This window comes from Cerasicoccus arenae, from assembly GCF_014651635.1.
Lineage (GTDB): Bacteria > Verrucomicrobiota > Verrucomicrobiia > Opitutales > Cerasicoccaceae > Cerasicoccus > Cerasicoccus arenae.
This window is the reverse complement of sequence record NZ_BMXG01000013.1, coordinates 98,302-124,087: the sequence shown is the minus strand read 5'-3', so window position 1 is coordinate 124,087 and position 25,786 is coordinate 98,302. Positions and strand designations below refer to the sequence as shown.

Here is a 25,786-nt window from a genome sequence, read left to right as displayed (position 1 = left end):
ACAAACCGGAAGACCAACCTCAGCACAAAGCCCCAACACACCAAGGGATGAACACCCAAAATTGAAATTTTGAAACTTAAACTTGAAATGCCTTCTCATGGAAGTCGATCGTATCAATTACGTTACAGCTGCGCCTCCACTGCATCGATACATCTCTACGTTGGGTACTCATTGAAACGTGCCGTCGTTGGCGTTGCGTAAAAGAGCGGTCTGGTGCTAGAAATGCGACATGAAGTGGTCTAGGACATCCTTAGGCGGTTTTACGGGTCGTCCGCTCGGACTCATAAAGGCATGACGCGATGATCCAGTGACAAGTAATTCTTCGCCTCGGCGCACTTCGTAGCTGATGTTAATTCGTAGGCTGGGTGCTTCGTCGATGAAGCAGGTTACCTCGATACGGTCGTCAAAATATGCTGGTTTGCGATAATTGGCAGCGATCTCAAGCACTGGCAGGAGGAATCCGCGAGCTTCGAGGTCGCGATAAGAGAGGCCAATATGGTCGAGCATTTCGACCCGGCATAGTTCGAACCAGACAAAATAATTGGTGTGATAGACGATGCCCATCTTGTCGGTTTCGGCATAGCGCACGCGTAATTTGCTGGTGGTTGAGATCACGGTGCAAACAATATGGAGCGGCCGCATTGCGCCAAGAACCTTTTGTCTTGGCTGGACGATCTTTGATCGCGAGCATAGCGAATTGAAACATGAGTAACTCGCGACAGATTCCCGGCTTCGTTTATTGGCCGTTTTGCTTCCTGGGCTATTACGCCGCAGTGGTGCTGGTGGGTGCAATAATCGGCGCATTGGGTTTTTCCCTGATCGGCGCGTTGACGAACCCGGACCTCACGATGGCGCATCGGGCGATGCTGGGAGTGGGCAATGGTGGGGAGTTGGCGGGCAAAGTCTGGGCACCGGCCATTAGCCTTGTTCTCTGCGTGATGCAGGCGCATCGCCGGAATCAGCGCAAGGCGCTATTGGATCCCCGAAAATGAAATTTAAAGACCGACTGATCATTTTCTTCTTTGGGGCCATCCTCGGGATGATCTTGGTGACTATCATAAAAAGCCAGCGGGCTAAGGATAGGCCGGAAGCACCGCCCGAGGTTCAGACGGCGGTAGATATCCAACGCGCTGCGACGCCGGGGATTTTGCAGGCTTACCGCGAGCGAGGACAGCCGATGCAGTCAGACTTTATTGTCGCCAGCAAATTGTATCCTCATCCCGATGAGCACACCTACCGTCGCGTGCTTATCTTGCAGGGCCAAGAGCCGGAGCAGACTTTGCGCATCGAAGAAACCGTCCAAAAGGTCAACGACGGTGAGCTTGTGGAAAGCGTGCGGGTAATGTCCGCTGATCGCGTGGTGGTGGAATTGGCACCGGGCGCACCGAGCTCTGAACTCGCCACTGCGGTGAAGTCTTGGGGCTACCGTATAACCGAGCGCGGCCAAATGCCGGATCAGTATTTATTATTACTTGGAGCGAAAGAACCCGCAACTGTGGCGGACGCCGTGGATCGAATTGCTGGGATTGAGCGGGTCGTAAACGTGCAACCACTGTATTACGACCGTTAATCCCAGACCGGCGAAAACACAGTATTGGGCAGCCAGCCGAATTTATTATCGCCCACAGTGACGAGGTAATAATCACCGTGTTGCTTACGGATGCGGGCTAGCTCTCCTGCCTTGACGGAGCCTGCCCCTGGGCTGCTTGCCGTCGGGGCGACGCTGAGGGTGGCCTCGTCGGTTAGCACGACTCCATAGCTCCCGCGCACGTGCCAGCCGTAGAGTCCGATGCCGCTGGCAATCAAAATGAGGATGGATAATGCGGTCAGCCCCCCACGTAGCGGCCCCTTCCACCGGTAAAGCGGAGCGAGCAAAAGCAACGCAGCGGCTACCCAAAAACTCACCACGGCTAGCCATGTCCAAGTATTCACCGGGGCAAAATCGGCGACGATTTCCGCCCAAAGGGGAGGAGGGGGAGTGAGTTGAGCGGCTTCCTGAGTGAGTTCCAAATTGGCGCGAATGTCTGGATTGCGTGGGTCGAGTGCGAGCGCCTTTTCAAAGTGCAGGATCGCAGGGCCGTATTCACCAAGGTGGTAGTAGGCGTTGCCCAAGTTGTAATGGACGCTTGCGGACTGATGTTCGGGCAGCAGCTTCTGATAGGCCGTGGCGGCCTCTTCAAACTTACCTTCAGCATAGAGCGCGTTGGCTTGATCAAAGTCAATAATCGGTGACTTCTGGGCGTTTGCCGCCGAAGGAATTGCTATTAACAACAGTGATAATATTGCAAATCGAATATAAGTGCTCATTTGCTACCTCCCAATGCGTTAACGGTTTTTTCCAGACGTGATAACTCGCTGGAGAAGTCGATTTTTGACTGACTGAGGCCACCGAAGCGAATCGCGTCGCCCGACTCGATAAACTCGCGTGCATTCTGGACATCTTCATCGCTCAGTCCTTGTCGCCGGGCAATGGCTTCGATGTCGATCACGGTCAACGACTCAGGCGCTTGCTCAACGGTTCGCCCGGCTGCTGCTTGCACTGTGCGCTGTGCTGCGGCGAAGAATGCCTGTGCGTCTGCTGCTGAGGCTGCTTGGCGTGCGGCGGCGAGCTCTATCCGAGTATGTTTGTCTGCCCGGATGTTACGGGCATAGGCGGCGTCATTTTGCAGACGTAATTCACGCCGCCGGTGAAAGATCATGAGGCCGAGTAGTATTGCAGGAATGGCCTGTCCGCCGAGGAAAATGGGGTCGGTGATGACTGGCCGTATGGCGCTGACCCACTGACCCGGTGTACTGGCGATCGACAAAAGTTCTGGGCCACGTCGCGCGGTGACGGGATTCCGCTTTGGGCTTTGGGCATTGGGATTTTCCGCCACTGGAATTAATTGGCCGGGGATGGGCAGCTCCACGTATTTTGCGGTTTCGGGATCGAAGAAGTTGAAGTTGATTTCAGGTGTTTTTAATTCCCCGGCTTCCCGAGGGATCAGCGTGTATTCGAACGTTTTATAACCTACGTAGCCCAATGCATCGGCGGGGAAGTATTGCTCTTCCGGCGGATAATCACGCCAGTTGTCGGACTGTTCCAGCGATGGTGCCTGCAGACGGTCGAAATTGCCTTGCCCGCGCACGACGAGCGTCATGGTTAGCGGTTCGCCAGCCTTGGCACTACGTTGCGAAAGCTTCGGTTTATCGACGGTGAAGAGGCCAATTCCACCTGTAAAATAAGTAGGCCGGTTTTCTTCCGGCAATGGCTGAACTTCGATATTGCGATCTTCGGTATAGAGCGTCACTTGCTGGCGCTCATAGCGGTTTCCCATTAGCTGGTCCATCAAGCTGTGACGCGACCGTCGCTGTTGCTGGTTGCCCTTCATGGCCACGACTAAATCCATCTGGATAACCATTGGCTGAGGGCCGGTTTTGAGAGGCGTCAGCATGACTTGCCAACTAACTTCGCGCAGGATGCGGCCTTCGTGCTCGATGTCTTGAGATTGCTGATTACCGAATTGGCCAATGGCAAATGCGTCGCCCTCCTTGACTGAAAATGGCGGGTTGCGGGCCTGTCCGACATCTATTATCTGGTTGGGGTCATAAATGAGCTTCAGCTTGGCCAAGACAGCCTCGCCGACGTAGAGCGATTCGCGCGGTAGCTCTAACTCTGTCCACATCGATTTTTCATTTCCAGTGGTTGGATTGTCTGTTGGCTTGATGACTTTTAATGTGGCTGAAGGAACCTCAATTTTTTTGCCATCGATGATGACATGAAACAGCGGCATTGTGTATTCGCCTTCTTTTTGGCCGGTCACTTGAAATCCGTAAATTTGGCGGAGGGTTCGAGAAAATCCCTGATTCGTCACCGACATTTCCTGGCTGCTGCTGTTGCCAGCGTATTGAAAGTCGAGCCCGTCGATTTGCGGCATCTCAACCGAATCGAGTTGGAAATTACCCGATGAGCTGCTGATCGTAAATTGGTAGCGAGAGCGTTCGCCTTCGCGAATAATGTTCGGTTGGAAATCGCTCGTTGCGCTATAATCCTGAGCGTGCGCCAAGTGGCACAAGCTGAAAACGATGAATATGAATATTGGATTAAAAAAACGATTATTCATAATTACCAATCCTTTCGCTTTCCGTCTTCGTCCCGGTTGGATTCACGTCGACCATAGCCGGAAACCGGTAGTTTCTTTTCTGCTCTTTTTAAAGATTCCAGCAGGCGGCGGGCGTCATCCCGTGACATCACACCGATCTGTACGTCTTCGCCTTGAGGTTTGCCTTCGGTGGCCTGTATGGGGCCTGCTTTTGCCGCCTCTTCTGCGGCTTTTTGTGCGTCCTCTTCAGAAAGAGTCATACCCTGCTTTTCTTCTTCTTCTCCTTCAGCTGATTCGGGTGCTGTGGCGTCTTCTTCGGACTGTTGGCCTTGATCCATCGCATCGATCATTTTATCAACCTCTTCGGACTTCTGTTGATTTGCCTCTTCGGACTGGTTCTCCGTTTCTTTGTCTTTTTCAGTCTTCTCGTCATTCTCGGATGCCGATGCTTCATCCTTCTCACCAGATTGCTCTTTGTCAGCCTGTGCTTGCTTTTCTGCCTCTTGTTCTTCCGCAGATTTTTCCTGATCGCCAGACTGTTGGTCCTTTTCTTCACCCTGTTGTTCTTGTTGCTCGGCTGACTGCTGTTCGTCTTTTTGCTCTTGTTGCTGGCCTTGCTCGCCAGATTGCTGCTGTTGAGAATTCTGTTGGTTCTGCGACTGCTGTTGCTGGTCTTGCTGCTGCTGCTGTTGGTCCTGCTGCTGTTGGTCCTGCTGCTGTTGGTCCTGCTGCTGTTGTTGTTCTTGCTGCTGTTGGTCTTGGTTTTGCTGATCTTGATTCTCCTGATCCTGTTGCTCTTGTTTGAGCAGCTCTTTCAACTCTTCAATGACTTTTTCGAGTGGTGACGTGTTATCCTGGATTTGCGTTTGCGACCGCTGCAGATCGTGGAGGTTACGCTTTAGACTCTCGATCTGTTCGGAGACATAATTGTAGTTAAAGGCGGCATCTTCGCCCGCAGGATTGAGTTCCAGAGAGCTTTGAAAGTCTTTGGCTGCCTGTTCCCAAGCATTTCTAACGGGCTTGCCCACAGCCTGCGCTGCGGTTCCTGCTTTAATGGATTCCTCGCCGGCGGCTTTTGCTTGTTCGGCAGTTTGTAGCACTTGTTGGGCGCGCTGCATCAGCATCTGCTCGGGGGAGGGTTGGCCTTCCTGCTGTTTTGGTGGATTATTCTGTAAACTTTTGGCCTCATTGAGCACCATGCGTCCTTGTTGAATGGATAAGGCGCTTTGGCGGCTCGCCTCGTCACTTTGCTTGGCGATGGCGGATAGATCGGTTTCCGCCAGCTTTGCCTGAGCCTCGGTGTAACGCATGGAGCCCAAGTTATAAAATGCGTCTGCTTGCAGCTCGAAGTCCGTTGTGGCCAGTGACCGCATATAGGCGGCCTGAGCCTCTTCTGTTTGGCCAAGTGCTTGCAATGCGTTGCCAAGATTGAAGCTTGCTTGGGCGTTGAGCGGATCAGCCTCAGCGGCAGCTTGGAATGCCGCCGCCGCTTGCGCATAGTCGCCATTGCGGAAGTGGCTCTCTCCCTCGCGAACGGAGGCGGAGAGGTCTGAAGCGGCGAAGCATAGCCCAGCGAGCAAAGCAAACAGTGCCGTTTTCGAGGCGATGCGACCGACCGTGGAGACGGCCTTGCCTTTGGCTTTGCGACGCAAAGTAATTCGCCGAGTGCCGATCAGTGGCTCCCAAGCGAGCAGAACAATGGCAATTCCCAGTGGCCATTGGAAACGCTCAAGCCACATTTTTTGCATGCGGGAGGCTAATTCATGTTCAGGCACAGCCTCTAAGCCAGCTTCGTAGACTTGCTCTAGCCCGTAACCGGTTGGCCCGAGGGGAGTGTAAAATCCGTTGGTTGCCTGGGCGATTTCATCCAATGTATCGGCGTCTAGTTTGGTGCGCACCATTTCGCCGTTGTCGTCGCGCATGTATTCCAGTTGCCCAAAACGGTTTCTCATGGGGATTAACTCACCCTCCGCGGTTCCGACGCCAACTGTATATATGGTGACTCCGTTCTCTGCGGCTTTGCGTGCGCGTGCGATGCCGTCCTCTTCCAAATCTTCACCGTCGGTAATTAGCACCATGATTTTATAGTTGTTTTCATCGGAGAAGGCGGCTTCGGATTCCTCAACGGCACGCGCGATATCGGTGCCGCCTAAGGAAATGACATTGGTGTCCACGGCTTCCAGGGATTGGCGGAAGGCATCATAGTCCAACGTGAGCGGGCACTGGAGGAACGCGTTGCCAGCGAACGCCACGAGGCCAATGCGGTCGCCTTCAAGTTTATCAATGAAGTCGAGGATAGCTAACTTTGAGCGGGCCAAGCGGTTCGGTTTGATATCCTGCGCCAACATACTGCGCGAAACATCAACCACGAACATGATGTCGATACCCTTGCTCTTCGTTTCGCGCCAAGTGAAGCCCCATTGTGGACGGGCTAAAGCAAAGACGATCAGTGTCAGCGCCAGCAACAGCAGGCCATTCTTGAATTTGCGGCGAGCAGGGCTGTAGCTGGCCAGAAGTTGCTTCACCAGCCGATCCGAGGCGAATTCACGCACGAGCCGTTTTCGCGCACGGGAGTTCAATAAGAACAACCCGCCCGCCAGTAAGAGAACGACGGGGATGGCGATGAGCCAACTGTAGTATTCAAAGTTCATGGCAGGCGTTTGAATCGGGTGTTGCCTAAAAGTTGTTCCAGCGAGATGAGGCCCAAGCCAATTAGGGCGGGCCAGAAGAATAGCTCCTCGTATTCCGCGAAATGGCGGAGTTTTACCTCGGTTTTTTCAAGCTCATCAATGTCGTCATAGATTGCGGCCAACTGCTCTTGGTTGGTTGCTCGGTAGAATTTACCCCCGGTGATGTCGGCAATCTTGGTCAACGTTTCTTCGTCAACGTAACTATTTTGATACCCCGAGAGGACTAGGTTACCGTCACGGTCTCGGAGCAATTGGCCATTGCGGTCGGTAGCAGGCATTGGCACGCGGCCGGTTTTTCCGGCGGCAATGGTATAGATTTTTACGTCAAAGGTTTCCGCAGCTTCGGCGGCAGCAATAGGGGGAAGCTGGCCGACGGTGTCTTCGCCATCAGTGAGGAGCACCACGACACGGCTTTTGGCTGGCAAGTCGCGCAGTCGATTAGCGCTCATTCCGATTGCTGGGCCAATTGCGGTGCCTCCACCATCGATGATGCCCAGCTCCAGACGATCAAGATTCTTGCGTAACCAATCATGGTTTAGCGTGAGCGGACTGACGAGGAAGGGCTCTTTGGCGAAGGCAACGAGGCCGATGCGGTCATTGGGTCGTTTTTCCACGAAGTCGGTGATGACGCGTTTCACGATGTCCAGCCGCGTTGCGACGTCGCGCTGCGTGGCAAAGTCGAGTGCCGCCATTGAGCCGGAAACGTCGACGGCGAGCACAATATCAATGCCACTGGCTTCGACTTCGGAATGGCCTTTGCCAATTTGCGGCCGAGCCAAGGCGACAATTAACGCAGCCAGCGCAAGAAGACGGAGGAAGAATAAGAACCCGCCAGCCCGACTCTTGGCCTGTTTGGCCACATCGCGCGCGATTGCGGTCGAGGAAAACAAGAGCGAGGCGGAACGGCCAGTGCGTCCCTTGATGAATAACAACAGGGGCAGGGCCAACAGGAACCACAGCACCCACTGGTCACGGAATTCAAAGGACTCGGTCATGTCGCAGCAGTCTCCTTTGGTTCAGCAGTGGCTGGTCGGCCAGCTTCGTCGACAAAATTGCGAGCGGTATTCAGGAGTTGAAGACGTTCCTCATCACCAAAGGACTGTTGGGCGAATTTCGCCAAGTCACACAGTTCCAAAAAACGTGCCAAAGTTTGTAATGAGGCCTCTGGCAGACGACCGCTTGATTGGGCCGATTGCAAAAATTCTTCCGTGGTTTGTTCGGGAGCGCGCAACGAGAAAGCCCGCTCCATGAAGACACGTAGGGCATCAGAAACGGTGGTGGAGAAAGCCTTGTCGTCCTGACCGTCTGCGAGGTCGGCTGCTTCGCCGAGGCGGAGGCGGGCTTCCTCAGCGGGCGTCAATTGTTTCGTGGCAGGTTTGCGTCGTGCGAGCCAGACTACTAGCGCGATCAGTGCGATGGTACCAACAGCGATGACGGCAGTTAGCCAAGGCCAATTTTGCTCCCAATAAGATGTTTGCCGCAAGCCGCGCATCGGCCGCAGCCCTTCGGTTTGGGCAAAAATTGTCGCGGGTAGGATGGCCAGCATCAGAAATGCACGAACAGTGATTCGGGACAAGCTCTGTGATGTAACGTTTATTAGCGTAGCAAAGTTCATATTAATGCCTCCGCTGGCTGCGCGCCTCAAAGTAACGGCGCAGGTTATTGATGTAGGGTTCGCCCGTGCAGACGGGCAGGGCACCCACTCCGGCTTGCCGCAGTCCCTTGTGCAGCCCATCAAGCCGTTCACGGTTTTGCTTGGCGTAAAGTGAGCGGACCTTGGAGCTGCCCGTATCGATTTCAACGAGTTGTCCGGTTTCTGCGTCTTCCAGTGCGATCAGGCCAACGTTGGGGAGTTGAACTTCGCGTGGATCAGACAACAGGATGGTGGTCAGGTCATGGCGTCGGTTGGTCAGAGCCAGCGCGCGGAAAAGGGCGTCGCCATTGTGCTCATTAGGAGCGGGGAGGCGTCCATCGGGGCCTTGCAGGAAATCGGTGAGCAAGAAGACGATGGCCTTGCGCTTGATCATGCGATTCACGGTGTCTAGCGCCATGACCACGTTTGTTCCCGTGTGTTGCGGTTCGTGGAAGAGGATTTCGCGGATTACGCGCAAGACATGCTGCCTGCCTTTTCGGGGGGGGATGTATTGCTCGACCTCATCGGTGAAGAGCATTAGGCCGACCTTGTCGTTGTTTTTGGTGGCGGAGAAGGCCAGAACGCTCGCGATCTCCGCAGCGAGCTCACGCTTGGATTCATCTTCAGAGCCAAAAGCACCCGAAGCCGAGAGGTCAACGAGGAGCACAATGGTCAGCTCACGTTCTTCGCGGAATTTTTTGATGAATGGGCGATCCATCTTGGCGGTGACATTCCAGTCAATCGCACGCACGTCGTCACCCGGAGCATATTCACGAACCTCCTCAAAATCCATCCCTTGGCCCTTAAATACGCTGTGGTAGGCACCAGTGAGTGCGTCCGTGACCAAGCGATTGGTCCGGATTTCGATTTGGCGCACTTTGCGTAATATTTCGCGGGGAGTAGGCATCGGAAGATGAAAATGGAAAGGTTAAAGTTTCAGATAAAAGTCAAAGGAGGCGGGTTGGCCTTGTCGCACTTTAACCTTTAATCTTATTACTTTAATCTCCGTTCCGATCAAGGAACGGGCACTGTATCGAATATCTTGGCGACAAGCTGTTCGCTCGTGAAGTCTTCGGCTTCGGCTTCATAGGAAGGGATGACACGGTGGCGGAGGACATCGACGCCGATCGTCTTGATGTCTTGTGGAGTCACGTAACCACGGCCTTGGAGAAATGCCCAGGCTTTCGCGGCCAGGGTGAGAGCGATCGTGGCGCGCGGGCTGGCACCGAATTGAACGAAGTTATCAATATTCAGGCCAAAGTCACTTGGGCGGCGAGTGGCGAACACAAGGTCGACTACGTAGTCCTTGACCTTATCGTCGATGTAAATCTGGTCCACAACGGCGCGTGCAGCGAGGATATCTGTCGGGTTGATGACGGGCTCTACACTGAATTTAGGTGCGGTGGAGGCCATGTTGTCGAGTATTCGACGCTCTTCCTCGCGAGTCGGATAGCCGATCTTGAGCTTGAGCATAAAGCGGTCAACTTGGGCCTCTGGCAATGGATAGGTGCCTTCTTGATCAATCGGATTTTCGGTGGCTAGCACAAGGAAGGGGGCAGGTAGGAGATGAGTTTCGTCACCGAGGGTCACCTGTCGCTCTTGCATGGCCTCGAGCAACGCACTTTGCACTTTGGCGGGGGCGCGGTTGATTTCGTCGGCCAAAACGATGTTAGCAAAGATTGGGCCTTTCTTGGTGAAAAACTCGGCCTTCTGCGGATTGTAGATCAATGTGCCCACGATGTCGGCTGGCAAGAGATCAGGCGTGAACTGGATGCGCGAAAACTGCGCCTGCACCGCGCTAGCCAGTGTGCGTACGGAGAGCGTTTTTGCTAGGCCAGGAACGCCTTCGAGCAGGACGTGGCCATTGGCGAGGATGCCGACGATCAGTCGGTCGACCAAATATTGCTGGCCAACGATGACCTTGGCAATTTCTGCGCGCAGAAGGGGCACCCAAGAGGACGCTTCTTTCACGCGTTCGTTGACTTCAGAAAGAGTGGAAGCGGACATAGCTATGAGGTTTCGGTTAGAGCTGAAGCACCTTGCTTCGAGAAAAAGCAAGGCCGCTTATTTCCGAGACAAAGGTTCAGGATATAGGTTTCAAAAAAATGAGACGGAAAACGCCTCATTTATTCCGATTTATTCAGAAAAATCGGACTGTAGGGGTTGGTCAAGTCTTGCTTGGCCTGGAAATTAATCACGTTGGCGGATCGAAAAAAGCGAACCAGCCAACCAGACATCGGTATTGCGGAGGCGAATGCTGATCTCGCGGGCCAGATTCATGACGACCTGAGAGAAAGTCAGGATATCGTCTTCGGTGGCATCGTGAAGGTCTTCTCGGGAAAGAGACAAGCAAGTAGTTTCGTCTAGCGCACGAACCGTTGCTGAGCGCGGTTGGCTGTCCACCAGTTCCATCTCGCCGAATGTCTCGCCCTTTTGGAGGACGGCTATCCGCTCCGATGTAATTGCTTCCTTGTTAAAGACTTTCTTTTCGATGACCACGCGCCCGGAAGAAATCATATATAGCCTGTCGCCGGTTTCACCTTCACGAATAATTGCATCGCCAGCTTCAAAGTGATCACTGCGAAGGACCAGTAAGAAACGTTCAAGCGCTGCGTCGTTGATTTTATGGAACAATGCGTGGCGGCGTAGCAGCTCAGCGCCGACTTCGGTGACTTTGGCGTTAGACATAGTTTTGTGGTTATTTCTAGTTGGTAAGCGCCTGCTTTATCGTTTGTGCAATAAGTGCGGTCTAGACGTCGAAATACATGTTGAACTCATATGGATGTGGACGCAAGCGAATCGCATCGTGCTCCGCCTGCTTTATCTCGATGTAATTTTTAATGAAATCAGCGCTGAACACGTCGCCCTTGAGCAAGAATTCGTGGTCTGCCCTCAGGGCTTGCAGGGCACCACTTAGGCTGCTGGGGACGCGAGCGACATTGGAGGCGATTTCGGGCGGCAGGTCATAGAGATTCTTGTCCATGGCCTCGCCGGGATCGATTTTGTTCTCAATGCCGTCTAGCCCAGCCATTAGCAGAGCAGAAAAGGCGAGATACGGATTGGCGGAGGGATCAGGGCATCGATATTCAACGCGGATCGCCTTGGGACTGCTTGAGTAGGTGGGAATGCGGCAGATTGCAGAGCGGTTGCGTGCGGAATAAGCAAGCATGACTGGGGCCTCGAAACCAGGGGCCAGGCGTTTGTAGGAATTACTCGTGGGATTCGTCAGGGCACAAAGGGCCGGGGCGTGCTTGAGCAGGCCGCCGATGTAATAGAGCCCATTCTGAGACAGATTAGCGTAGCCTTCGCCAGCCATGAGTGGCTTACCGGATTTCCAAAGAGACTGGTGGGTGTGCATGCCCGATCCATTGTCCCCAAAAAGGGGTTTGGGCATGAAAGTCGCCGTTTTGCCGCGTCGATGCGCGACATTGCGCACTACATACTTGTAGACGCACATCATGTCGGCCATGCGCAGTAGCTTGTCGTATTTCAGATCGATTTCTGCTTGGCCACCAGTGGAGACCTCGTGGTGCTGGGCTTCGACTTCCAAGCCGAGCTCTTGCATGACAGCAACCATCTCATTACGAATATCCATGCCCTTATCCGCCGGTGGTGTTGGCAGATAGCCTTCTTTGGCACGGATTTTGTAGGCCAGATTGGGATATTCCTCCCGTCCAGTGTTCCAAGCGCCTTCAGCGGAATCAACGTGATAAAAGGATTCGTTGACGGATGAGCCGTAGCGAACGTCGTCAAAAATGAAAAATTCGGCTTCCGGTCCGAAAAAAGCAGTGTCGGCGATGCCACTGCCCAAAAGATATTGTTCAGCCTTTCTCGCAACACCGCGCGGTGAGCGTTCGTAGGGCTCACGGGTAATGGGGTCCTCAATATCGCAAAGCAAGCTCAGTGTCGCCAGCTCTGTAAATGGGTCCATCCATGCTGTGGTGGGATCAGGGATGACAAGCATGTCGGAGGCTTCAATGCCTTTCCAGCCGCGGATGGATGAGCCGTCAAAGCCAAGACCATCACTGAAAAGCTCTTCCGAAAGCTGGTTCACTGGGACGGTGAAATGCTGCCAGGCGCCGTGCAGGTCACAGAATTTCAAGTCGACCATTTTCACGTCTTTGGCCTGAGCCAGAGCGATTACTTCTTTTGGTGTCATTGCCTCCAAAGCAAAAGACATGTTTTTTATGTTTGCGAGCATTTAGCGCTCTCCCGTATGCACAGCGGTCTAATTGCCCCCAACATCCCCCCCTGCGTTCATGGCGGATAGATATTCAAAACATCATAAGGTCGCCTTTTTTGGCGACCTAACTCTAGCCAACTGCCTTGACTGGTGTGTTGTACTGTGTGTCAGCGGCTGGTTATCGCTGCTTATTTTCCAGTTGGGCGGTGCGCGACCAGACACGATGGTGATCTCTGTTGCGCTTCTGGGGGTTGCGTTGATGTTCCACACGCTTTGTCTGCTCGCGGATAATTCTCGGGACCCATTTACACTTAATCCGTTAGGCTTGGCTTTTTTTCCAGTGTTGCTCTACGTCGCACTGAATTTGTATCTGGTCAGTTCATACGGGTGGCGTGGTCAGGAAGAATTATTGGGACTGCTTCAGGGGATTGGTTTATTCTGGCTGACGGTTCAGAATTTCCGCACTCGAAATCACATCTGGTTCATGATGCTGGTCTTGGCTGGCGTCGCCTGCGTTGCTGTCCTGCTCGGAATCATGCAGTTTTTTCACCGTCCAGAGTGGCTTCCGCAGATATTTGATCCGCTTGAGAGCCAGATGTATCACGTTTGGCTGCCTACTCAATATCTGGGCCGTGCGACAGGTTCTTTTGGCGCTCCGACTTCTTATGCCGGTTTTTTGCTATTGATGGTGTTTCCGTTTTTGGTGGCAGGCTTCAGCCGCCGTTTTAGCCCGATGGCGCGCGCCTTCTTCGTGTATGCAGGTTTGATGCTTGTCGGGGCGATTTTCCTTTCGATGACGCGTGGTGCGCTGATTCTTTTGGCGATTGGGTTGTTCCTTTTACCCTTCGTCGTGAGGGCGAAGTTCAAGACCATTGTGATTGGATGGCTCCTGAGCGCATTGTTGCTTGGGGCTGCTTTTTTCCTCTTCTTGAACGTCAACGAGTCTTTTCGTGAACGCATCAACACTGCCATTGAAATCGGGGGTGAATCGAGCCGTCCAGTGATGTGGCATGCGGCGTGGAAGCAGTTTTTAGATGAGCCAGTCTTGGGTAATGGTGTCGGGGCATATGATTTCCTGTTCGAGGGACAGCGACCCGAGGGCTTCAATCTTTCGCCAGGCCATGTTCACAACGACTATCTAGAGACATTGGCCGACCAAGGTTTGATTGGATTAGTGTTATTTTGGGCTCCAGTGGCGCTGATTCTATATCTGGCTTTTCGTGAATGGCTTCGGCAGCCAGACACTGTAAGAATTAGCAGTATGCGGGATAATGGAGGTAATCTACGGATGCCCACGCCTAAGTTTCTTATCAGTGCGGTTGGGTTGGGGTTGATAATGTTTTGCGGTCATTTGTTCCTGGAATTCCATTTGCGGACGCCTGCCTTGTTGCTGTTGTTTTTTCTCTTTCTGGGGCTGCTCGCCAAGTGCGTTCCGATTAAGCGTGTGCAAATTAAGCGTACGGTTCCCTTGCGAATGGGCATACTGGTATGCGGATTTTCTCTAGCAATGTTGATCCCGCTGTGGGCGATTCCCCAATATGCGGCGCTCATCTATGTGCAGAATGGTCGGCGAATGATGACGGATTTCACCCAGAATCTTGAGGAGCTCAAGCGTGATGAGGCTTACTTTGATATCATGATCGGAACACTGCGGGAAGGTGTTCAACGCGCCCCGAAGAATGCCGAGGCTTGGTCAGATCTCAGTAATGCGATTGCCGCCCAAGATTACCTCCGGCCAGGACGGGGGGGGGAGTTTGGCCGGGAGGCGGAGGGATTTGCGCGCAAATCTTTGCAGCTAAACGCGAATCAACCACAGGCTTGGATTAATCTAGGTAATGCTTTGTCGCTGCAAGGGCGGATGATCGAGGCGGGCGAGGCTTACAGAAAAGCCACAGAAATCGCGCCGAACCGGTCCGATGTTTGGTATTTCTACGCCGCCCACCTGAATCTATTGATTTCCACCAGACCTCAGGCGCTGGAAGCTGTGGAGCATTCATTGCGTCTTCAGCCGGGACGAGAGGATTCCATTAATCTGCGCCGAAAAATTTTAGTGCCGTGAGCGCGACAGTCACTATTATCCGTCACTACAAAGAACGCTTGAGTAAGTGCTCGCTAGAGCCACTACGTGGGCGACCTGATTTGGTTTTTCTCAGAGCCAGGCCGGATTTTCGCTTCGATGCGACAGGCTATTTATTGCTGGCCCTTGATGCGCCTGAGCTCTCTCCGGCTGATGCAGGCTACCCGCTGTTGCTTTTGGATTCCACTTGGCGTCTGCTCCCTCAATTGATGGAAAAAATCGATGGCGAGCCGATCCTGCGCACGCTGCCAATGCATGTGCGAACTGCTTATCCGCGCGTCAGCAAGATTGCTGAGGACCCATCTCGTGGCCTTGCTTCGGTGGAGGCGCTTTACTTGGCGAAGCGGCTGCTCGGAGAAGATGATCCCTCGCTACTGGAGCATTACTATTGGCGGCAGGATTTTTTGCGTCAGTTCGGCGAGTAATCGATTTCTTCACTAAAAAAACGATTGATGCGCCTTCGCGCTGTTTAAAGGCTTCGTAGGAAATCAATCACTTGGTCGCGTTGAGCGCTGGGGAGCGTTCGAAAGGCTTCTTTGGAGGCTTCGCCTTCACCACCATGCCACAGAATGGCCTCGGTTAAATTGCGTGCGCGGCCGTCGTGCAGGTAGCGCGAATGACTGCTGACTTCTTCTGTGCGGCCAATACCCCATAGCGGCGGTGTCCGCCATTCGGTGCCAGCGGCGTCCCCCTCTTCCAAGGAGTCAGCTAAACCGTCTCCCATGTCATGTAGGAGTAGATCGGTATAGGGATGGATGCGTTGCCCGCTAAGCTCACTGAGTGGATGGTCATCAGTAGTAGTAACGGTTGGAACATGGCAGGCAACGCAGCCCATCGCGCTAAATAGTTGCTCGCCAGCAATGACGTCGGGATCGTCCCAATTGCGCCGCATCGGCACGCCTAGTAGGCGCGTGTAGTGAACCAGTGGGTCGAAATCGGTGTCGGTTAACTCCTCACCCGAATCTGGGTAGATCGGGTTGCTCACGCCGATGTCTTCGCGGAGGGCAATACCAGCCTGAGCACTTACTGAAGGCTGGGCAGCCTTCCAGCCGAACCGGCCTGGGGCTAGCTGATCAGTCTCGGGATCTGTTACCCAATTGATCCGGCCGGAAATGCCGTCGGCATTGGTGTCATTGGGGTCCTCCCAGCCTTCGAGCGTGCTCGTTGGGATCGCCTCAAGCAGGCCCATGCCGATGATTTTCGGAGCGACGCGAGGCGAGGTGATCGCCGTCAGGAAGCCCGGCCCTTGCAGCCCGGAAAAGGTATAAACGGGCTTGGCGAGAGAGTAGGCCCCCCCGTCGCCGAATGCGCCAGCCTGATTGGTGTATTGCACATGACCGCGCCCTTCGGGGAAGTTGCCCGTGGTCGCTCGGTCTTGCAACTGGACACCGTAGTCATCATGCGGAATTTGTCCGCTGGGCGAGGCCTTCGTCACTCTGAACAGCATGCCGTTCATCATCTCATTAATGGTGGTGGGGGGCTTGGCAGCGCCGTCGTTGGCGTGGCATTGGATACAGGATTTTGCGTTGTAGAGCGGTCCTAGCCCTTGGGATTCGTCAAACACGCGGTCAAAGACATTTTTGCCGGCCAGGAACTTATCCAAGGTTTCAGGAAGGGCGTTGTGAGCAGCTTGAGCAAAGGAATACTGAGTCTCGCTATAGACATCGACTGAAGTCGCCCCGCCGCTCCAGGCTACTTCGTCAGTGATGCGCTGGGTGAGCGCGCCTTCGCCGACGAAGAACCGGAAAATCGCGGTGTAATATTGCTGTCCCGTTCGCGTGCGTTGGAGAGTAAACTCAAGATCAATGAATTGGCCTGGGGTGACGGCGTCGATGCGCCAGTAGAATTTGCCATCGACCGGGATCATCCGGTGGCCCTCGGCGTAGTCGGCGCGCACGTCGATGCCACGTTCCTCGTGTGGCGTTTCGTCTAGGTCGTAGAGCTTGATGTCGACGAAATTCATGGGCTCGGCTGGATCGAAAACAACGTCCACGCCATCCCCATAATCCAGCAGCGTCAGGCCGAAATAGCTGCGATCAAAGTAATTTTCGACGTAGGGATCAAAGCGGAGTTCGTTCTCATGCCGGTCGCGGAAACGACCTGCCGCTAGGATTTCGAGGGGGGGGGGCTCCGTTGACTGGGTGGAGCCAATTGAGCGGGAAAATGTGGTGCTGCGGATGTGGTCCGGGGTGATCGAATAAAAATAATACTCCAGTAAATCACCGTCTTCAGCAGTTAGGGAATAGCGCCATTCGTCGTTGGTCTTCGTCATGAATTGCGCCTGCCAAGGGCCGCCATTACGGCGGAAGGTGACGATCATTGACTCCGGGTGGATGCCTGGCTGGATACGGATCGTTGCTTGGTCGGAGGCGAAATCAAGGCCGTGAGAGTAGCTTGCCGGGGAGAGGGGGGGGGGAAGTACGTCTTCGTACTCTGAACCGCTACCACCGCTACCACCGCCGCCACTGCCGCCGGAGTTGTCTCCTGCGATGATGTGTTGATAACTCGGGGTATCTTCCACGGGGCCTTCGCGATCGTAGGTGAAGTAGAAATTGACGCTGTCGCCGTCGGCGAGGGGGGGGGTATCGTAATGCCAACGCGGGCCATTGCCTGACATGCGGAGGTTTAGTTGGCTACCACCATTAACGGAATAATGAATGTCGGCGAAGTCACTGGGTACCAACGAGTAAAACTCAAATCGAAGCGTGCCATCGGCCAGTTCGGACACCCAAGCCACATAGTTTGGGCGAACATTGTCTGAGGCGGCGCTCTTAAAATTGTCCGCTGGTATGCGTAGCAGGCGGTAGAAAATGAGTTGCGGGTCGGTGTGTGGGACGTCGTAGGTGCGTTCTTCTCCATTGCCGAGTAGCACTGGTCCAATCGCGCTCCAATTGCTTAAATCAATCGAGTGCTCCATCAGGTAAACGGTGTCTGCCTGAGCGTTCCAGTGGATGCGGTGAATGTTTTCTAGAAATTCAATACGGGCGGCGAACGCCAGCATGGGAGCCAGGCCGATTGTGACCAGCAGGATCAGGTGTCGGTTCATGTGTTTGCTTGGGTTACTCGGGCGTGACGTCTGGTGATGACATCCACGAACCTAAGAGCACCCAAGTAGGGTTTTATTCCCAGTCTCCTGCGAATACCTCCCCGACCCCATACTTTCGCTTCCCCATGCTCTCCCCCACTCACCAGCGTTTACCCACTATCCTCCCCTCAGTCACACCGCGTCATCGTACCGTCGTCACTCCAGCACCTTTTGCGCAATTCGAAAAACTCTCGGTCAAGCGGGACGCTTGGTATGCTGTTCGTGGCGGAGGAGCCATTGCTTGCGGACGAGGCCTCCGGCGTAGCCGCCAAGTTCGCCGTCGGCGTTGATGACGCGATGGCAGGGGACAATGATCGCGAGTTGGTTGCACCCATTGGCGCTGGCGACGGCGCGGAACCCCTTGGGGTTGCCAACGTTTTTCGCAAGCTCGGCGTAGGCCCACGTGTCGCCGTAGGGGATCGTGGTCAAGGCCTGCCAGACGGTTTGCTGGAACGGCGTTCCGCGGAAGTGGATTGGGGTTTGGAAGCGCTGCAATTTACCCGCGTAGTATTCCTTGAGTTCCGCCTCGATGGAGTCGGTGATCGAGGTGCGTCCGGGGGCAATGGCGTAATGTTTGCGTTGGCGTTCGATCTCTCGCTCCAGTCCGCGGCGGTCGGTGAACTCCAGTAAATGCAGGGCCTTGTCGTCGGCGAGGGCGAGCATGGGGCCCAGAGGCGTGTCGAGCCATTCCGCGAGCAGGAGGGGGCGGCTCGAAGACTGTGGAGCCTCGCCCATGATGCGGGAAAAGGCGACCCGAAAACCACTCCCGGACTCGTATCCTGCGTTGAGTTGGGCGTCGATAACGGGTTCGCCCGAGCGAATGTTTTGTAAGGCTAGTCCCATACGGCGCGATCGTGCGTAGGCGACAAAGGTCATGCCGAAACGCTTTTTGAACTGACGGCGAACGGTGGAGGAATCGATCCCCAAGGCGCGAAAATCGGCGTCGCTCCAGCGTTTTTCCGGTTCGGCCTCGACGGCTTCGATGAGCTGGCGGACCAGTGCGGATTCCTGCTGAGGGAAGGCCATCGGGTGGCAGCGTTTGCAGGGGCGGTAGCCAGCGAGCAGTGCCTCTTGTGCCGTGTCAAAAAACTCGCAGTTCTCTCGCTTGGGTTTGCGGGCGGGGCAGGTGGCGCTACAGAAGATACCGGTGGTTTTAATCCCTGCAAAGAATACACCTTCGTAATGGCCATTCTTGGCTACAAGCGCCGCATAAAATTCGTCTGTCTGGTTAATCATCGTGGCAACAGCTTATCATGAAATCGGCATGTCGCCGCCGAAAATCAGGCACCGTATTTCGATTTTTACAATGCGTCTCATGGCTGAACTTTTAGCGATGAATATTAAGTGCGGGAGGCCGCTTTGCGCCGAAAGGCAATGATGGCCACGCCAGCGATGATCATGAACAGGGAGTAGAACGATCCACGCGAGAGGCCGAGAATCAGCGTGGCGTCCGGCTCGCGGAAGACTTCTCCTGCAATGCGTAATAGCGCGTAGCCGATCAAAAACTCGCCAGTCAATTGGCCGATGGTTCGCTTAGCTGGGTCACTGAGCCAGAACCGCGCCTGTAAATACACGGTGAGCAACAGGCCCTCCATGCCGGCTTGATAGAGTTGAGAAGGGTGGACGGCGGGCGTCCAGAAATACTCGCCATAGCCAGTCGTTGGGTTGCGCCAATAGTCGAGGAAGTGCATTGCCCAGGGGGCATCAGAGGGGCGGCCGTATAGCTCGCCGTTGATGAAGTTTGCGAGGCGGCCAAAAAAGACACCGGGGGGGCCAAGGGTCACGGTGATGTCGGCGACTTGCCAAAACGAGGCCTTGTTTTTGTAGGTAAACCAGACCATGCCGAGCAGAATCCCAACCATGCCGCCGTGGCTGGCCATGCCACCCTCCCACACACGAAAAATCATGAGTGGATCGTGCAAGAGTTCATCGAAACGGTAGAGCAGGTAGTAGCCCAAGCGTCCTCCGAGCAGGGTGCCGATCACGAGCGCGGTGAGCAAATCGGCTTGTTGCTCAGGGTTGAAGGGCGAACGGCCTTTCTTAAAGTAAAGGCGCAACAGTGCCCAGCCTGCGATGAACCCGGCGACGTAGGCCAGCCCATACCAGCGAATGCCGTCCACCGGCCAGCCCTCGGGAAAACGGAAGAGGAATGGGTCCAGTTGATGAACCCAATGCCCGGTGTCGGGGGGGGGGGGGGGGGGGGGGGGGGGGGGGGGATTTGCGCGATCACGCGGCTATCGATGCAGGGAGGGAGGAGGAGGTCAATACGGGAGATGTGCTTAGAGGGTGTCTAAACGCTTACATTGCAAAACACTGTCTATCTGTGTGCTTGGCTGAATGGTCTATAAGAGAGTGTCCCGTTATGCATTATCCGCTCTGTCTGACAGCGGATCAAGAGATCTCTGTTTTGGCAAATTGTAAGCCAGATTGTTTGCGAAATGCGACGGGAGATGTTCCGCGTAGACGAGCGAACGTCCTTGAAAAATGAAAGCGATCGCAAAACCCGCAACTGCTCGCAATGTCCTCAATGCTTTGTGTGCTGTGGTGTAGCAGTAGGCAACTGGCCTCTATCCTACGTTCGATTGCATAGCGGGCTGGCGTTGTTCCGGTCTGTTCCTTGAAGAGGCGGATGAATGCATTGGGATTCATGCCTACCTGTTGAGCGATTTGGCCTATCGGCATGGTACTGGTGGCCTGTCGATTGATGATTTGAATGGCGTCGAGTATGCGTTGATTGGGAGTCCTTGGCGTAATCCAGTCACTGAGAGGAAGCTGTGCCAAGCTCTGCGATACTATTTTGACAATCTCCCAACTATTCACCTGATCGCCAGTCATTGCTACGATGTCCTTTAAGCGTTTTTGCTCCTTGTTCGTAATTTCGACTTGCCGAGGGATGCAGTTCCTGCATTTGAGCGAATTGGTAAAATGCACAAAAAAATGAATGGTGGGGCTGTCCAGTTTGCAGGAGAAAGGAGTTTCGGGCGGGATAATAGTGATCCGGTTCGGGGGCAGCGAATATTCACTTTTATTCAGGTAGATGGTGGCACCACTCTTGTTGTTCCAGTAAAGCCGCCAGTAGGGAGCGCGTAAGTTATCATGGTTCCATTGTTCAATCTGCATCCAGTAGTAGCTGAGCACATTGAGACTGATCGTATCTCCTATGCTTTTACTCGATTGTAGATCGCCGAATGTGTGTATCATACATAAAATAGAATCTTATGTTCATTGATATACAAGCAGTATTTTTGTTAGAGTAAGGCATGTCAAATTCCCCTTATTCACTACGCTTTCGTCAGGTTCATTTAGATTTTCACACTTCGCCTATCATTCCAGGTATTGGTGAGCATTTTGATAAGAACCATTGGCAACAGACACTGAAGTCGGCTGCGGTGGATTCCATTACGCTTTTCGCAAAGTGTCATCACGGTTGGAGTTATCATCCGACCAAAGTTGGGAAAATACATCCTCATTTAGATTTTGATCTACTGCGTAAACAGTATGATGCGACGAAGGAAATCGGGATTAATGCGCCGATCTATCTTTCTGCCGGAGTGGATAATTTGGCTTCCTATGATCACCCTGAATGGCGTGAAATAAATAAGGATGGCGTTTTTACTGGGTGGTCGACGCGGATTCTGGAATCGGGATTTCACATGATGGATTTCCACAGCCCTTATTTGGATTACCTCTGTGAACAAATCCGTGAAGTGGTTCAGCTCTTCCCCGATTGCGATGGAATATTCCTGGATATCATTGCACAGCACCAATCTTGCAGTCGCTGGAGTCTTGATTTTATGAAAGCCAATGGGCTTGATCCTGCCTGTGAGGCTGATCGCAAGGAATCGTCACGATTGGCCGTGGAGCAGTATTATATACAGACCACAGCGGTGGCGAAATCGTTACGGCAAGATATGCCGATAATGCATAATTCGTCGCATATTTACCGTGGGCGACATGAGGTGTTGCCTTACTTTAGCCACTTGGAACTCGAGTCGTTGCCGACTGGTGGATGGGGCTATGATCACTTTCCACTGTCTGCTAAATATGTATCCAATTTGTCGTTAGATTTTCTTGGGCAGACCGGAAAATTTCATACTGCTTGGGGTGAATTCGGTGGTTATAAGCACCCAAATGCATTACGCTACGAATGTGCTGCCATGTTGGCTTACGGAGCAAAGTGTAGCGTAGGCGATCAGTTGCACCCGAATGGTATGCTGGATCAATCCACTTACAAGATCATCGGTGAAGCTTATCGAGAGGTTGAAGCGAAGGAGCCGTGGTGTCGTGGTGCAAAGCAATGCTTTGATGTGGCGATTTTATCCAGTGAAGCGGAAGGCGTTGGTGACCACAAGGCATCAGCGGATGAAGGCGCTTGTCGTGTTCTCCTTGAGGGGCACTTTTTGTTTGGAGTAGTCGACCGCACGATGGATTTTTCGGAATACAAAGCACTTTTGCTTCCGGATAATATTCGTATTGATGAGGCTTTGAAGGAGAAGCTAGATGCATATATCGCACAAGGCGGAAAATTGATTTTGTCCGGAGAAAGTGGTCAGTGGAAAGATCGCGAAAATTTTGCTTTCGATATTGGGGCTGACTACGAGGGGCTTAGCCCATGCTTTCCTGCGGACAGTGAGAGGAATCTAGGCCATGATTATTTTCTGCCAGTGCCTGAGTTGCGTGCTTCATTTGTTGATATGCCGCAAATTATGTATGAGCGCTCTCATCGAATTCGAGCGCAGGGAGGATGCTCGCTGGGGCAGATCTTTGATCCATATTTCAACCGGAACTGGTCGGACTTCAACAGTCACCAACACGCGCCAAATTTGCAGGAGTCTTCAGGTTATGATTGTGGGGTGAAGCATGGACCGATTTTGTATTTTAGCCATCCAGTATTTCGGAATTACCGGAGTTATGGCGCTGTTGCATATCGGCATTTTATTGTGAATGCCATCCGTTCATTCCTCGGAGGAGAGCAGCGGTTGATGACAAATATGCCTTCAACGGGACGCGCTTCCTTAACGTATCAAACAGACGAGCAACGATACGTGCTCCATCTGCTGTACGCGCCGACGGTGAGTCGGGGAGGGCCGATTCATTTATCCTTGGCGGAAGGAAAGAGGCTCGAAATCATAGAGGAATTACCAAGCTTGCATGGTATTGAAGTGAGTCTGAGATTAGCAGAATCGATCCGCACTGCTCGCTTAGAGCCTATGGGTGTGGACTTGCCATTCGAGCGGGTCGGTGAGCTGATCAATATCAAGGTCCCTGCGTTTTCCTGCCACCAGATGATTGTCTTGAAATCTTAATCAACGTATTGGCTACAACTGACTTACTCTAAGTAAACGGCTGGCTGGTGGCAGTTGCTGTTTAATCAGGAGTGAGCATTGTGCTGCCCCGTGGGATTAGTTTTAGAGGGGTCCGAATGGTATCTATGCGATTTTCTTTCATGCTATTTGTCAGCATCCGCAAAAGCGTTTGTGCATGGTCATTCGCCATTAAGTCAATGGAGCTTAGCGGTGGGTAGGTATATGGGCTGTGGACTGCATTGTTACAACCAATAATGCCGACTTGATTGGGGACTGAAATTCGTTGTTCTTGGAATGCCTGGAGTGCGGAAAATCCTACGTCATCATCGTGACTGAACACGCCTACTGGTTCTCTGGTCAATTGCTTTATGAGCTGGAGCGCCATCATTCGACCTCCATTGAAACCATACTCTTCGTCGTATATGATAATGTCCTTTGAGGGGATGCCTAATTCTTTCAGGAAATTGACAAAGCCGAGGCCTCGCATCCCTCGATAATCGCTGAGATAACCACCGAACACTGCGAACTTCCGATAGCCTTTCTGATATAGGTGCTCTGCAGCAATCCGGCCCATCGCATCCATATTGGGACTAAGGGACGAGCACTTTAGCCCATGGGAGTCGTCCAGATAGACTAGAGGGATTGGCAAGCGCTCGACCAATTCATTGACAAGTTCCTCTCCGCCGTAGCGAGACAGGACTAGTGCATCGCAGTAGTCGCCGCAAACGGCCTTATAGAGCATGCGATCAAATTGATCGCGGGGATAGGTGTATATCTGGACGTTGAAGTCAAATGACTCCTCAATCATCTTGATCTGCCTGACCAAGCTGCCTGAATAAAATGAGTCTCTGTAGGCAAAATCTAGATCGAGCAATAAATAGCCTATTTGGCGTTTGCGACTGTCAATGCGCTGATCGGAGCGCATTTTGTAGCGCAACTCGATGGCGGCGCGGAAAATCTTTTCACGGGTTTCATCACCCACCCTACCGTTGGGGCGATTGCGGAGAACGTTGGAAACTGTGGCTTGGACAACAGAACACCGATCCGCAATTTCTTGCATTGAGACACTCTGGTCTGAGCTATTTGTCTTTGCTGGCATGAGGAAAGGCAAACTAGCCTTTGATTTTTGAATCACGAGACATTTTTCTTAATTCTAAGCCCAGTCACGGTAGATTACCTCTCGCCTGTTCATGCGTATTGAGCTTCAAATTGCTTGGAGTGTAAGAGCGTTCATAATGCTTCTTGATGATTGCTTTGGCGGTTATGTTGGTCACTCAGATGTGTAAACATAGGCCTCTTTCATTGTAAGATGGTGATAAATAATCCAATTAATCATCTTAGGCGGTGTCTCGGATTTGATTCTGAGTATGCGTTTCATCTCAGATCGACGTTGTGTGGTGTTTGCGTAGAAATGGTGGGTCGGATTCTGGGGTAACATTCAAGATGGATGTTTGGTCGAGATCTTTCGGGATTATTCAGCGTGCCGGTTGAAGTTACTGATTCTAAGAATTCTTGTCATATAGGTGGTTAAAGGTGTGTGTGTGTGTGGTGATTTCCTGCTTCTATAAGGGCTGAGGGGATCTTTAAGTGACGCTGCATTTCGATTGGATTCTGTGTCTAGTTGCATCGCATAAAGTGAACTTTAAGAAAATAATTTGGCCAATTTATTTCTTTACAAGAATGAGGATGTCTATAGGATTGGTACTGAAATCAAAAAACATGTTAACCCCACTCTAAAAAAATCATGAAACTCATCTCTAAAATTGCTTTTCAGGCATGCTCGCTAACTTTGTTAGCCAGTTCACCAGCCTTGTCCGGTGCGACGCTCAACATGAGCGCAATACAAGACACCACGATTCTTACTGAAGGTTTCTTTCAGGAACTCCCTTGGGGCGGCAACGTACAGCTAGGGATGGCAGCTAACAATTATCAGGCTATGTTGCTGCGTTTTGATACCTCAAGCCTAGGTTCACTTAGTGGTGCAACAATCAATTCGGTGTCCATCACGTTTACTGCGGCAACAACGAACGCTGTGGCAACGCCAGGAAATGCAGGTAATCTGACATTCAGTCAATTTTCAGCTGCGAACAAGGGATGGGTAGAGGGTACGGGGACTGGAGATCAAGATGTCACTGGTGCCACCAATCCTTTTTCCAATAAAACCGGGCCGTTTGGCACGAACGAAGGTGTCGACTGGGCGAGTGGTGGAAATCTTATTGCAGGAGACACGCTGCTCTCTGGGCTTGATGTTTCTGCCAGCTATGATGCGGGTTCTTTTGCTGATGTCGTTTTTACTGCAGGGGAAACACAGACGTATACTATCAGTGGGGTAGACTCCGCAGCTCTTATCTCGGGCTGGTTGGGCGATTCTGATCTTGCGGATGCTGGGTTAGTGGTATCGATCAATGGCCCAGGGGGATTCTTTGGTGGCCGAGAAGGCTCAACTCTCGCATTCCAGTATGCATACAATAGTGTTCAAGCTGGAAGCGGTGCCGCCATTCTCACCGTTGATTATACGGCCATACCGGAGCCCTCCACTTATGCACTTGGTTTGGGTGTAGGCGCTTTCATCCTAATTGCGATGCGTCGTCGCTCGGCAAAAAGCTAAAGCGAAGGCCCGATGCGACTGATCTGTATTGGGTAATTTAAGTCCTATTTACAAGATCGACGCTCAACCCTCGGCTCCAGCGCCGAGGGTTTTTCTCCGTTTGATGTGTTATGCGCGAAGGG

22 protein-coding genes are annotated in these 25,786 nt (G+C 52.9%); 7 read left to right on the top strand and 15 right to left on the bottom strand.

Translation table 11 applies throughout. The features are described from left to right. Positions 1-216: 216 nt before the first annotated feature. Positions 217-615: an acyl-CoA thioesterase gene (locus tag IE065_RS11625; RefSeq protein ID WP_189515210.1), complete on the bottom strand. Its 399-nt coding sequence runs from the start codon at positions 613-615 to the stop codon at positions 217-219. 89 nt (positions 616-704) lie between these two features. Between IE065_RS11625 and IE065_RS11620 the strand changes: the two genes are divergently transcribed. Continuing rightward, positions 705-992 carry a hypothetical protein gene (locus IE065_RS11620; protein ID WP_189515209.1) on the top strand — a complete coding sequence of 96 codons (288 nt, stop codon included), beginning with the start codon at positions 705-707 and terminating at the stop codon, positions 990-992. Beyond that, a complete protein-coding gene (locus IE065_RS11615) occupies positions 989-1,570 on the top strand; it encodes a hypothetical protein (RefSeq protein ID WP_189515207.1) in 582 nt (193 codons plus the stop codon). Before IE065_RS11620 ends, IE065_RS11615 begins: the two co-directional genes overlap by 4 nt. Here IE065_RS11615 and IE065_RS11610 read toward each other — a convergent pair. The 9 genes from IE065_RS11610 to glnA form a co-directional block, all read right to left on the bottom strand. Next, positions 1,567-2,271: a tetratricopeptide repeat protein gene (locus tag IE065_RS11610; protein ID WP_189515205.1), complete on the bottom strand. Its 705-nt coding sequence runs from the start codon at positions 2,269-2,271 to the stop codon at positions 1,567-1,569. The two genes, IE065_RS11615 and IE065_RS11610, sit on opposite strands and share 4 nt — an antisense overlap. A 32-nt stretch (positions 2,272-2,303) precedes the next feature. Further along, complete coding sequence (locus tag IE065_RS11605) at positions 2,304-4,103, bottom strand: BatD family protein (RefSeq protein WP_189515202.1); 1,800 nt, start codon at positions 4,101-4,103, stop codon at positions 2,304-2,306. Between the two features lie 2 nt (positions 4,104-4,105). Continuing rightward, positions 4,106-6,733 (bottom strand): VWA domain-containing protein, encoded by a 2,628-nt coding sequence (locus IE065_RS11600; protein ID WP_189515200.1) that lies wholly within the window; start codon positions 6,731-6,733, stop codon positions 4,106-4,108. Continuing rightward, complete coding sequence (locus tag IE065_RS11595) at positions 6,730-7,767, bottom strand: VWA domain-containing protein (protein ID WP_189515199.1); 1,038 nt, start codon at positions 7,765-7,767, stop codon at positions 6,730-6,732. The genes IE065_RS11600 and IE065_RS11595 overlap by 4 nt, the downstream gene beginning before the upstream one ends. Continuing rightward, complete coding sequence (locus IE065_RS11590; protein ID WP_189515197.1) at positions 7,764-8,348, bottom strand: hypothetical protein; 585 nt, start codon at positions 8,346-8,348, stop codon at positions 7,764-7,766. The genes IE065_RS11595 and IE065_RS11590 overlap by 4 nt, the downstream gene beginning before the upstream one ends. A 40-nt stretch (positions 8,349-8,388) precedes the next feature. Then, positions 8,389-9,312 carry a DUF58 domain-containing protein gene (locus IE065_RS11585; protein WP_189515195.1) on the bottom strand — a complete coding sequence of 308 codons (924 nt, stop codon included), beginning with the start codon at positions 9,310-9,312 and terminating at the stop codon, positions 8,389-8,391. 107 nt (positions 9,313-9,419) lie between these two features. Beyond that, positions 9,420-10,412 (bottom strand): AAA family ATPase, encoded by a 993-nt coding sequence (locus tag IE065_RS11580; RefSeq protein WP_189515193.1) that lies wholly within the window; start codon positions 10,410-10,412, stop codon positions 9,420-9,422. A 183-nt stretch (positions 10,413-10,595) separates the two neighbouring features. Continuing rightward, on the bottom strand, positions 10,596-11,093 hold the full coding sequence (locus tag IE065_RS11575; RefSeq protein WP_189515191.1) for a cyclic nucleotide-binding domain-containing protein: 498 nt from the start codon (positions 11,091-11,093) through the stop codon (positions 10,596-10,598). 61 nt (positions 11,094-11,154) lie between these two features. Beyond that, complete coding sequence (glnA, locus tag IE065_RS11570; RefSeq protein ID WP_276529937.1) at positions 11,155-12,585, bottom strand: type I glutamate--ammonia ligase; 1,431 nt, start codon at positions 12,583-12,585, stop codon at positions 11,155-11,157. Between the two features lie 79 nt (positions 12,586-12,664). Between glnA and IE065_RS11565 the strand changes: the two genes are divergently transcribed. After that, positions 12,665-14,647, top strand: a complete 1,983-nt coding sequence (locus IE065_RS11565) for an O-antigen ligase family protein (protein ID WP_189515189.1) — start codon at positions 12,665-12,667, stop codon at positions 14,645-14,647. After that, positions 14,644-15,090, top strand: coding sequence for a hypothetical protein (locus IE065_RS11560; RefSeq protein WP_189515187.1), 447 nt, complete (start codon positions 14,644-14,646; stop codon positions 15,088-15,090). Before IE065_RS11565 ends, IE065_RS11560 begins: the two co-directional genes overlap by 4 nt. A 44-nt stretch (positions 15,091-15,134) precedes the next feature. On the opposite strand, the gene IE065_RS11555 is transcribed toward IE065_RS11560, so the two are convergent. From IE065_RS11555 to lgt, 3 genes are all read right to left on the bottom strand, one after another. Next, positions 15,135-17,711, bottom strand: a complete 2,577-nt coding sequence (locus IE065_RS11555) for a di-heme oxidoreductase family protein (protein WP_189515185.1) — start codon at positions 17,709-17,711, stop codon at positions 15,135-15,137. Between the two features lie 234 nt (positions 17,712-17,945). After that, positions 17,946-18,986, bottom strand: coding sequence for a bifunctional transcriptional activator/DNA repair enzyme AdaA (locus tag IE065_RS11550; RefSeq protein WP_189515183.1), 1,041 nt, complete (start codon positions 18,984-18,986; stop codon positions 17,946-17,948). A gap of 104 nt (positions 18,987-19,090) precedes the next feature. Further along, positions 19,091-19,870: a prolipoprotein diacylglyceryl transferase gene (gene lgt / locus IE065_RS11545; RefSeq protein WP_200163312.1), complete on the bottom strand. Its 780-nt coding sequence runs from the start codon at positions 19,868-19,870 to the stop codon at positions 19,091-19,093. Positions 19,871-19,912: 42 nt separating this feature from the next. Between lgt and IE065_RS18220 the strand changes: the two genes are divergently transcribed. Continuing rightward, entirely contained in the window at positions 19,913-20,044 is a 132-nt protein-coding gene (locus IE065_RS18220) for a hypothetical protein (protein ID WP_268244961.1), read from the top strand. Positions 20,045-20,141: 97 nt separating this feature from the next. Here the strand turns inward: IE065_RS18220 and IE065_RS11540 are convergent, their stop codons facing one another. Beyond that, complete coding sequence (locus IE065_RS11540; protein ID WP_189515181.1) at positions 20,142-20,951, bottom strand: AraC family transcriptional regulator; 810 nt, start codon at positions 20,949-20,951, stop codon at positions 20,142-20,144. A gap of 59 nt (positions 20,952-21,010) precedes the next feature. Here IE065_RS11540 and IE065_RS11535 point away from each other — a divergent pair, with 59 nt between their 5' ends. Beyond that, positions 21,011-23,056, top strand: coding sequence for an alpha-amylase family protein (locus tag IE065_RS11535; RefSeq protein ID WP_189515179.1), 2,046 nt, complete (start codon positions 21,011-21,013; stop codon positions 23,054-23,056). A gap of 61 nt (positions 23,057-23,117) precedes the next feature. On the opposite strand, the gene IE065_RS11530 is transcribed toward IE065_RS11535, so the two are convergent. Then, entirely contained in the window at positions 23,118-24,191 is a 1,074-nt protein-coding gene (locus IE065_RS11530; RefSeq protein WP_189515177.1) for a LacI family DNA-binding transcriptional regulator, read from the bottom strand. A gap of 609 nt (positions 24,192-24,800) precedes the next feature. On the opposite strand from IE065_RS11530, the gene IE065_RS11525 reads away from it, so the two are divergent. Next, a complete protein-coding gene (locus IE065_RS11525) occupies positions 24,801-25,664 on the top strand; it encodes a PEP-CTERM sorting domain-containing protein (protein ID WP_189515175.1) in 864 nt (287 codons plus the stop codon). The last annotated feature ends 122 nt before the right edge of the window (positions 25,665-25,786 follow it).

Excerpts from the sequence above, each read along its gene's own strand:
- IE065_RS11620 (WP_189515209.1), top strand. The coding sequence starts at position 705 with ATGAGTAACTCGCGACAGATTCCCGGCTTCGTTTATTGGCCGTTTTGC.
- IE065_RS11615 (WP_189515207.1), top strand. The coding sequence starts at position 989 with ATGAAATTTAAAGACCGACTGATCATTTTCTTCTTTGGGGCCATCCTC.
- IE065_RS11605 (WP_189515202.1), bottom strand. The coding sequence starts at position 4,103 with ATGAATAATCGTTTTTTTAATCCAATATTCATATTCATCGTTTTCAGC.
- IE065_RS11600 (WP_189515200.1), bottom strand. The coding sequence starts at position 6,733 with ATGAACTTTGAATACTACAGTTGGCTCATCGCCATCCCCGTCGTTCTC.
- IE065_RS11595 (WP_189515199.1), bottom strand. The coding sequence starts at position 7,767 with ATGACCGAGTCCTTTGAATTCCGTGACCAGTGGGTGCTGTGGTTCCTG.
- IE065_RS11585 (WP_189515195.1), bottom strand. The coding sequence starts at position 9,312 with ATGCCTACTCCCCGCGAAATATTACGCAAAGTGCGCCAAATCGAAATC.
- IE065_RS11580 (WP_189515193.1), bottom strand. The coding sequence starts at position 10,412 with ATGTCCGCTTCCACTCTTTCTGAAGTCAACGAACGCGTGAAAGAAGCG.
- IE065_RS11575 (WP_189515191.1), bottom strand. The coding sequence starts at position 11,093 with ATGTCTAACGCCAAAGTCACCGAAGTCGGCGCTGAGCTGCTACGCCGC.
- glnA (WP_276529937.1), bottom strand. The coding sequence starts at position 12,585 with ATGTCTTTTGCTTTGGAGGCAATGACACCAAAAGAAGTAATCGCTCTG.
- IE065_RS11565 (WP_189515189.1), top strand. The coding sequence starts at position 12,665 with ATGGCGGATAGATATTCAAAACATCATAAGGTCGCCTTTTTTGGCGAC.
- IE065_RS11555 (WP_189515185.1), bottom strand. The coding sequence starts at position 17,711 with ATGAACCGACACCTGATCCTGCTGGTCACAATCGGCCTGGCTCCCATG.
- IE065_RS11550 (WP_189515183.1), bottom strand. The coding sequence starts at position 18,986 with ATGATTAACCAGACAGACGAATTTTATGCGGCGCTTGTAGCCAAGAAT.
- IE065_RS18220 (WP_268244961.1), top strand. The coding sequence starts at position 19,913 with ATGAACCCAATGCCCGGTGTCGGGGGGGGGGGGGGGGGGGGGGGGGGG.
- IE065_RS11540 (WP_189515181.1), bottom strand. The coding sequence starts at position 20,951 with ATGATACACACATTCGGCGATCTACAATCGAGTAAAAGCATAGGAGAT.
- IE065_RS11535 (WP_189515179.1), top strand. The coding sequence starts at position 21,011 with ATGTCAAATTCCCCTTATTCACTACGCTTTCGTCAGGTTCATTTAGAT.
- IE065_RS11525 (WP_189515175.1), top strand. The coding sequence starts at position 24,801 with ATGAAACTCATCTCTAAAATTGCTTTTCAGGCATGCTCGCTAACTTTG.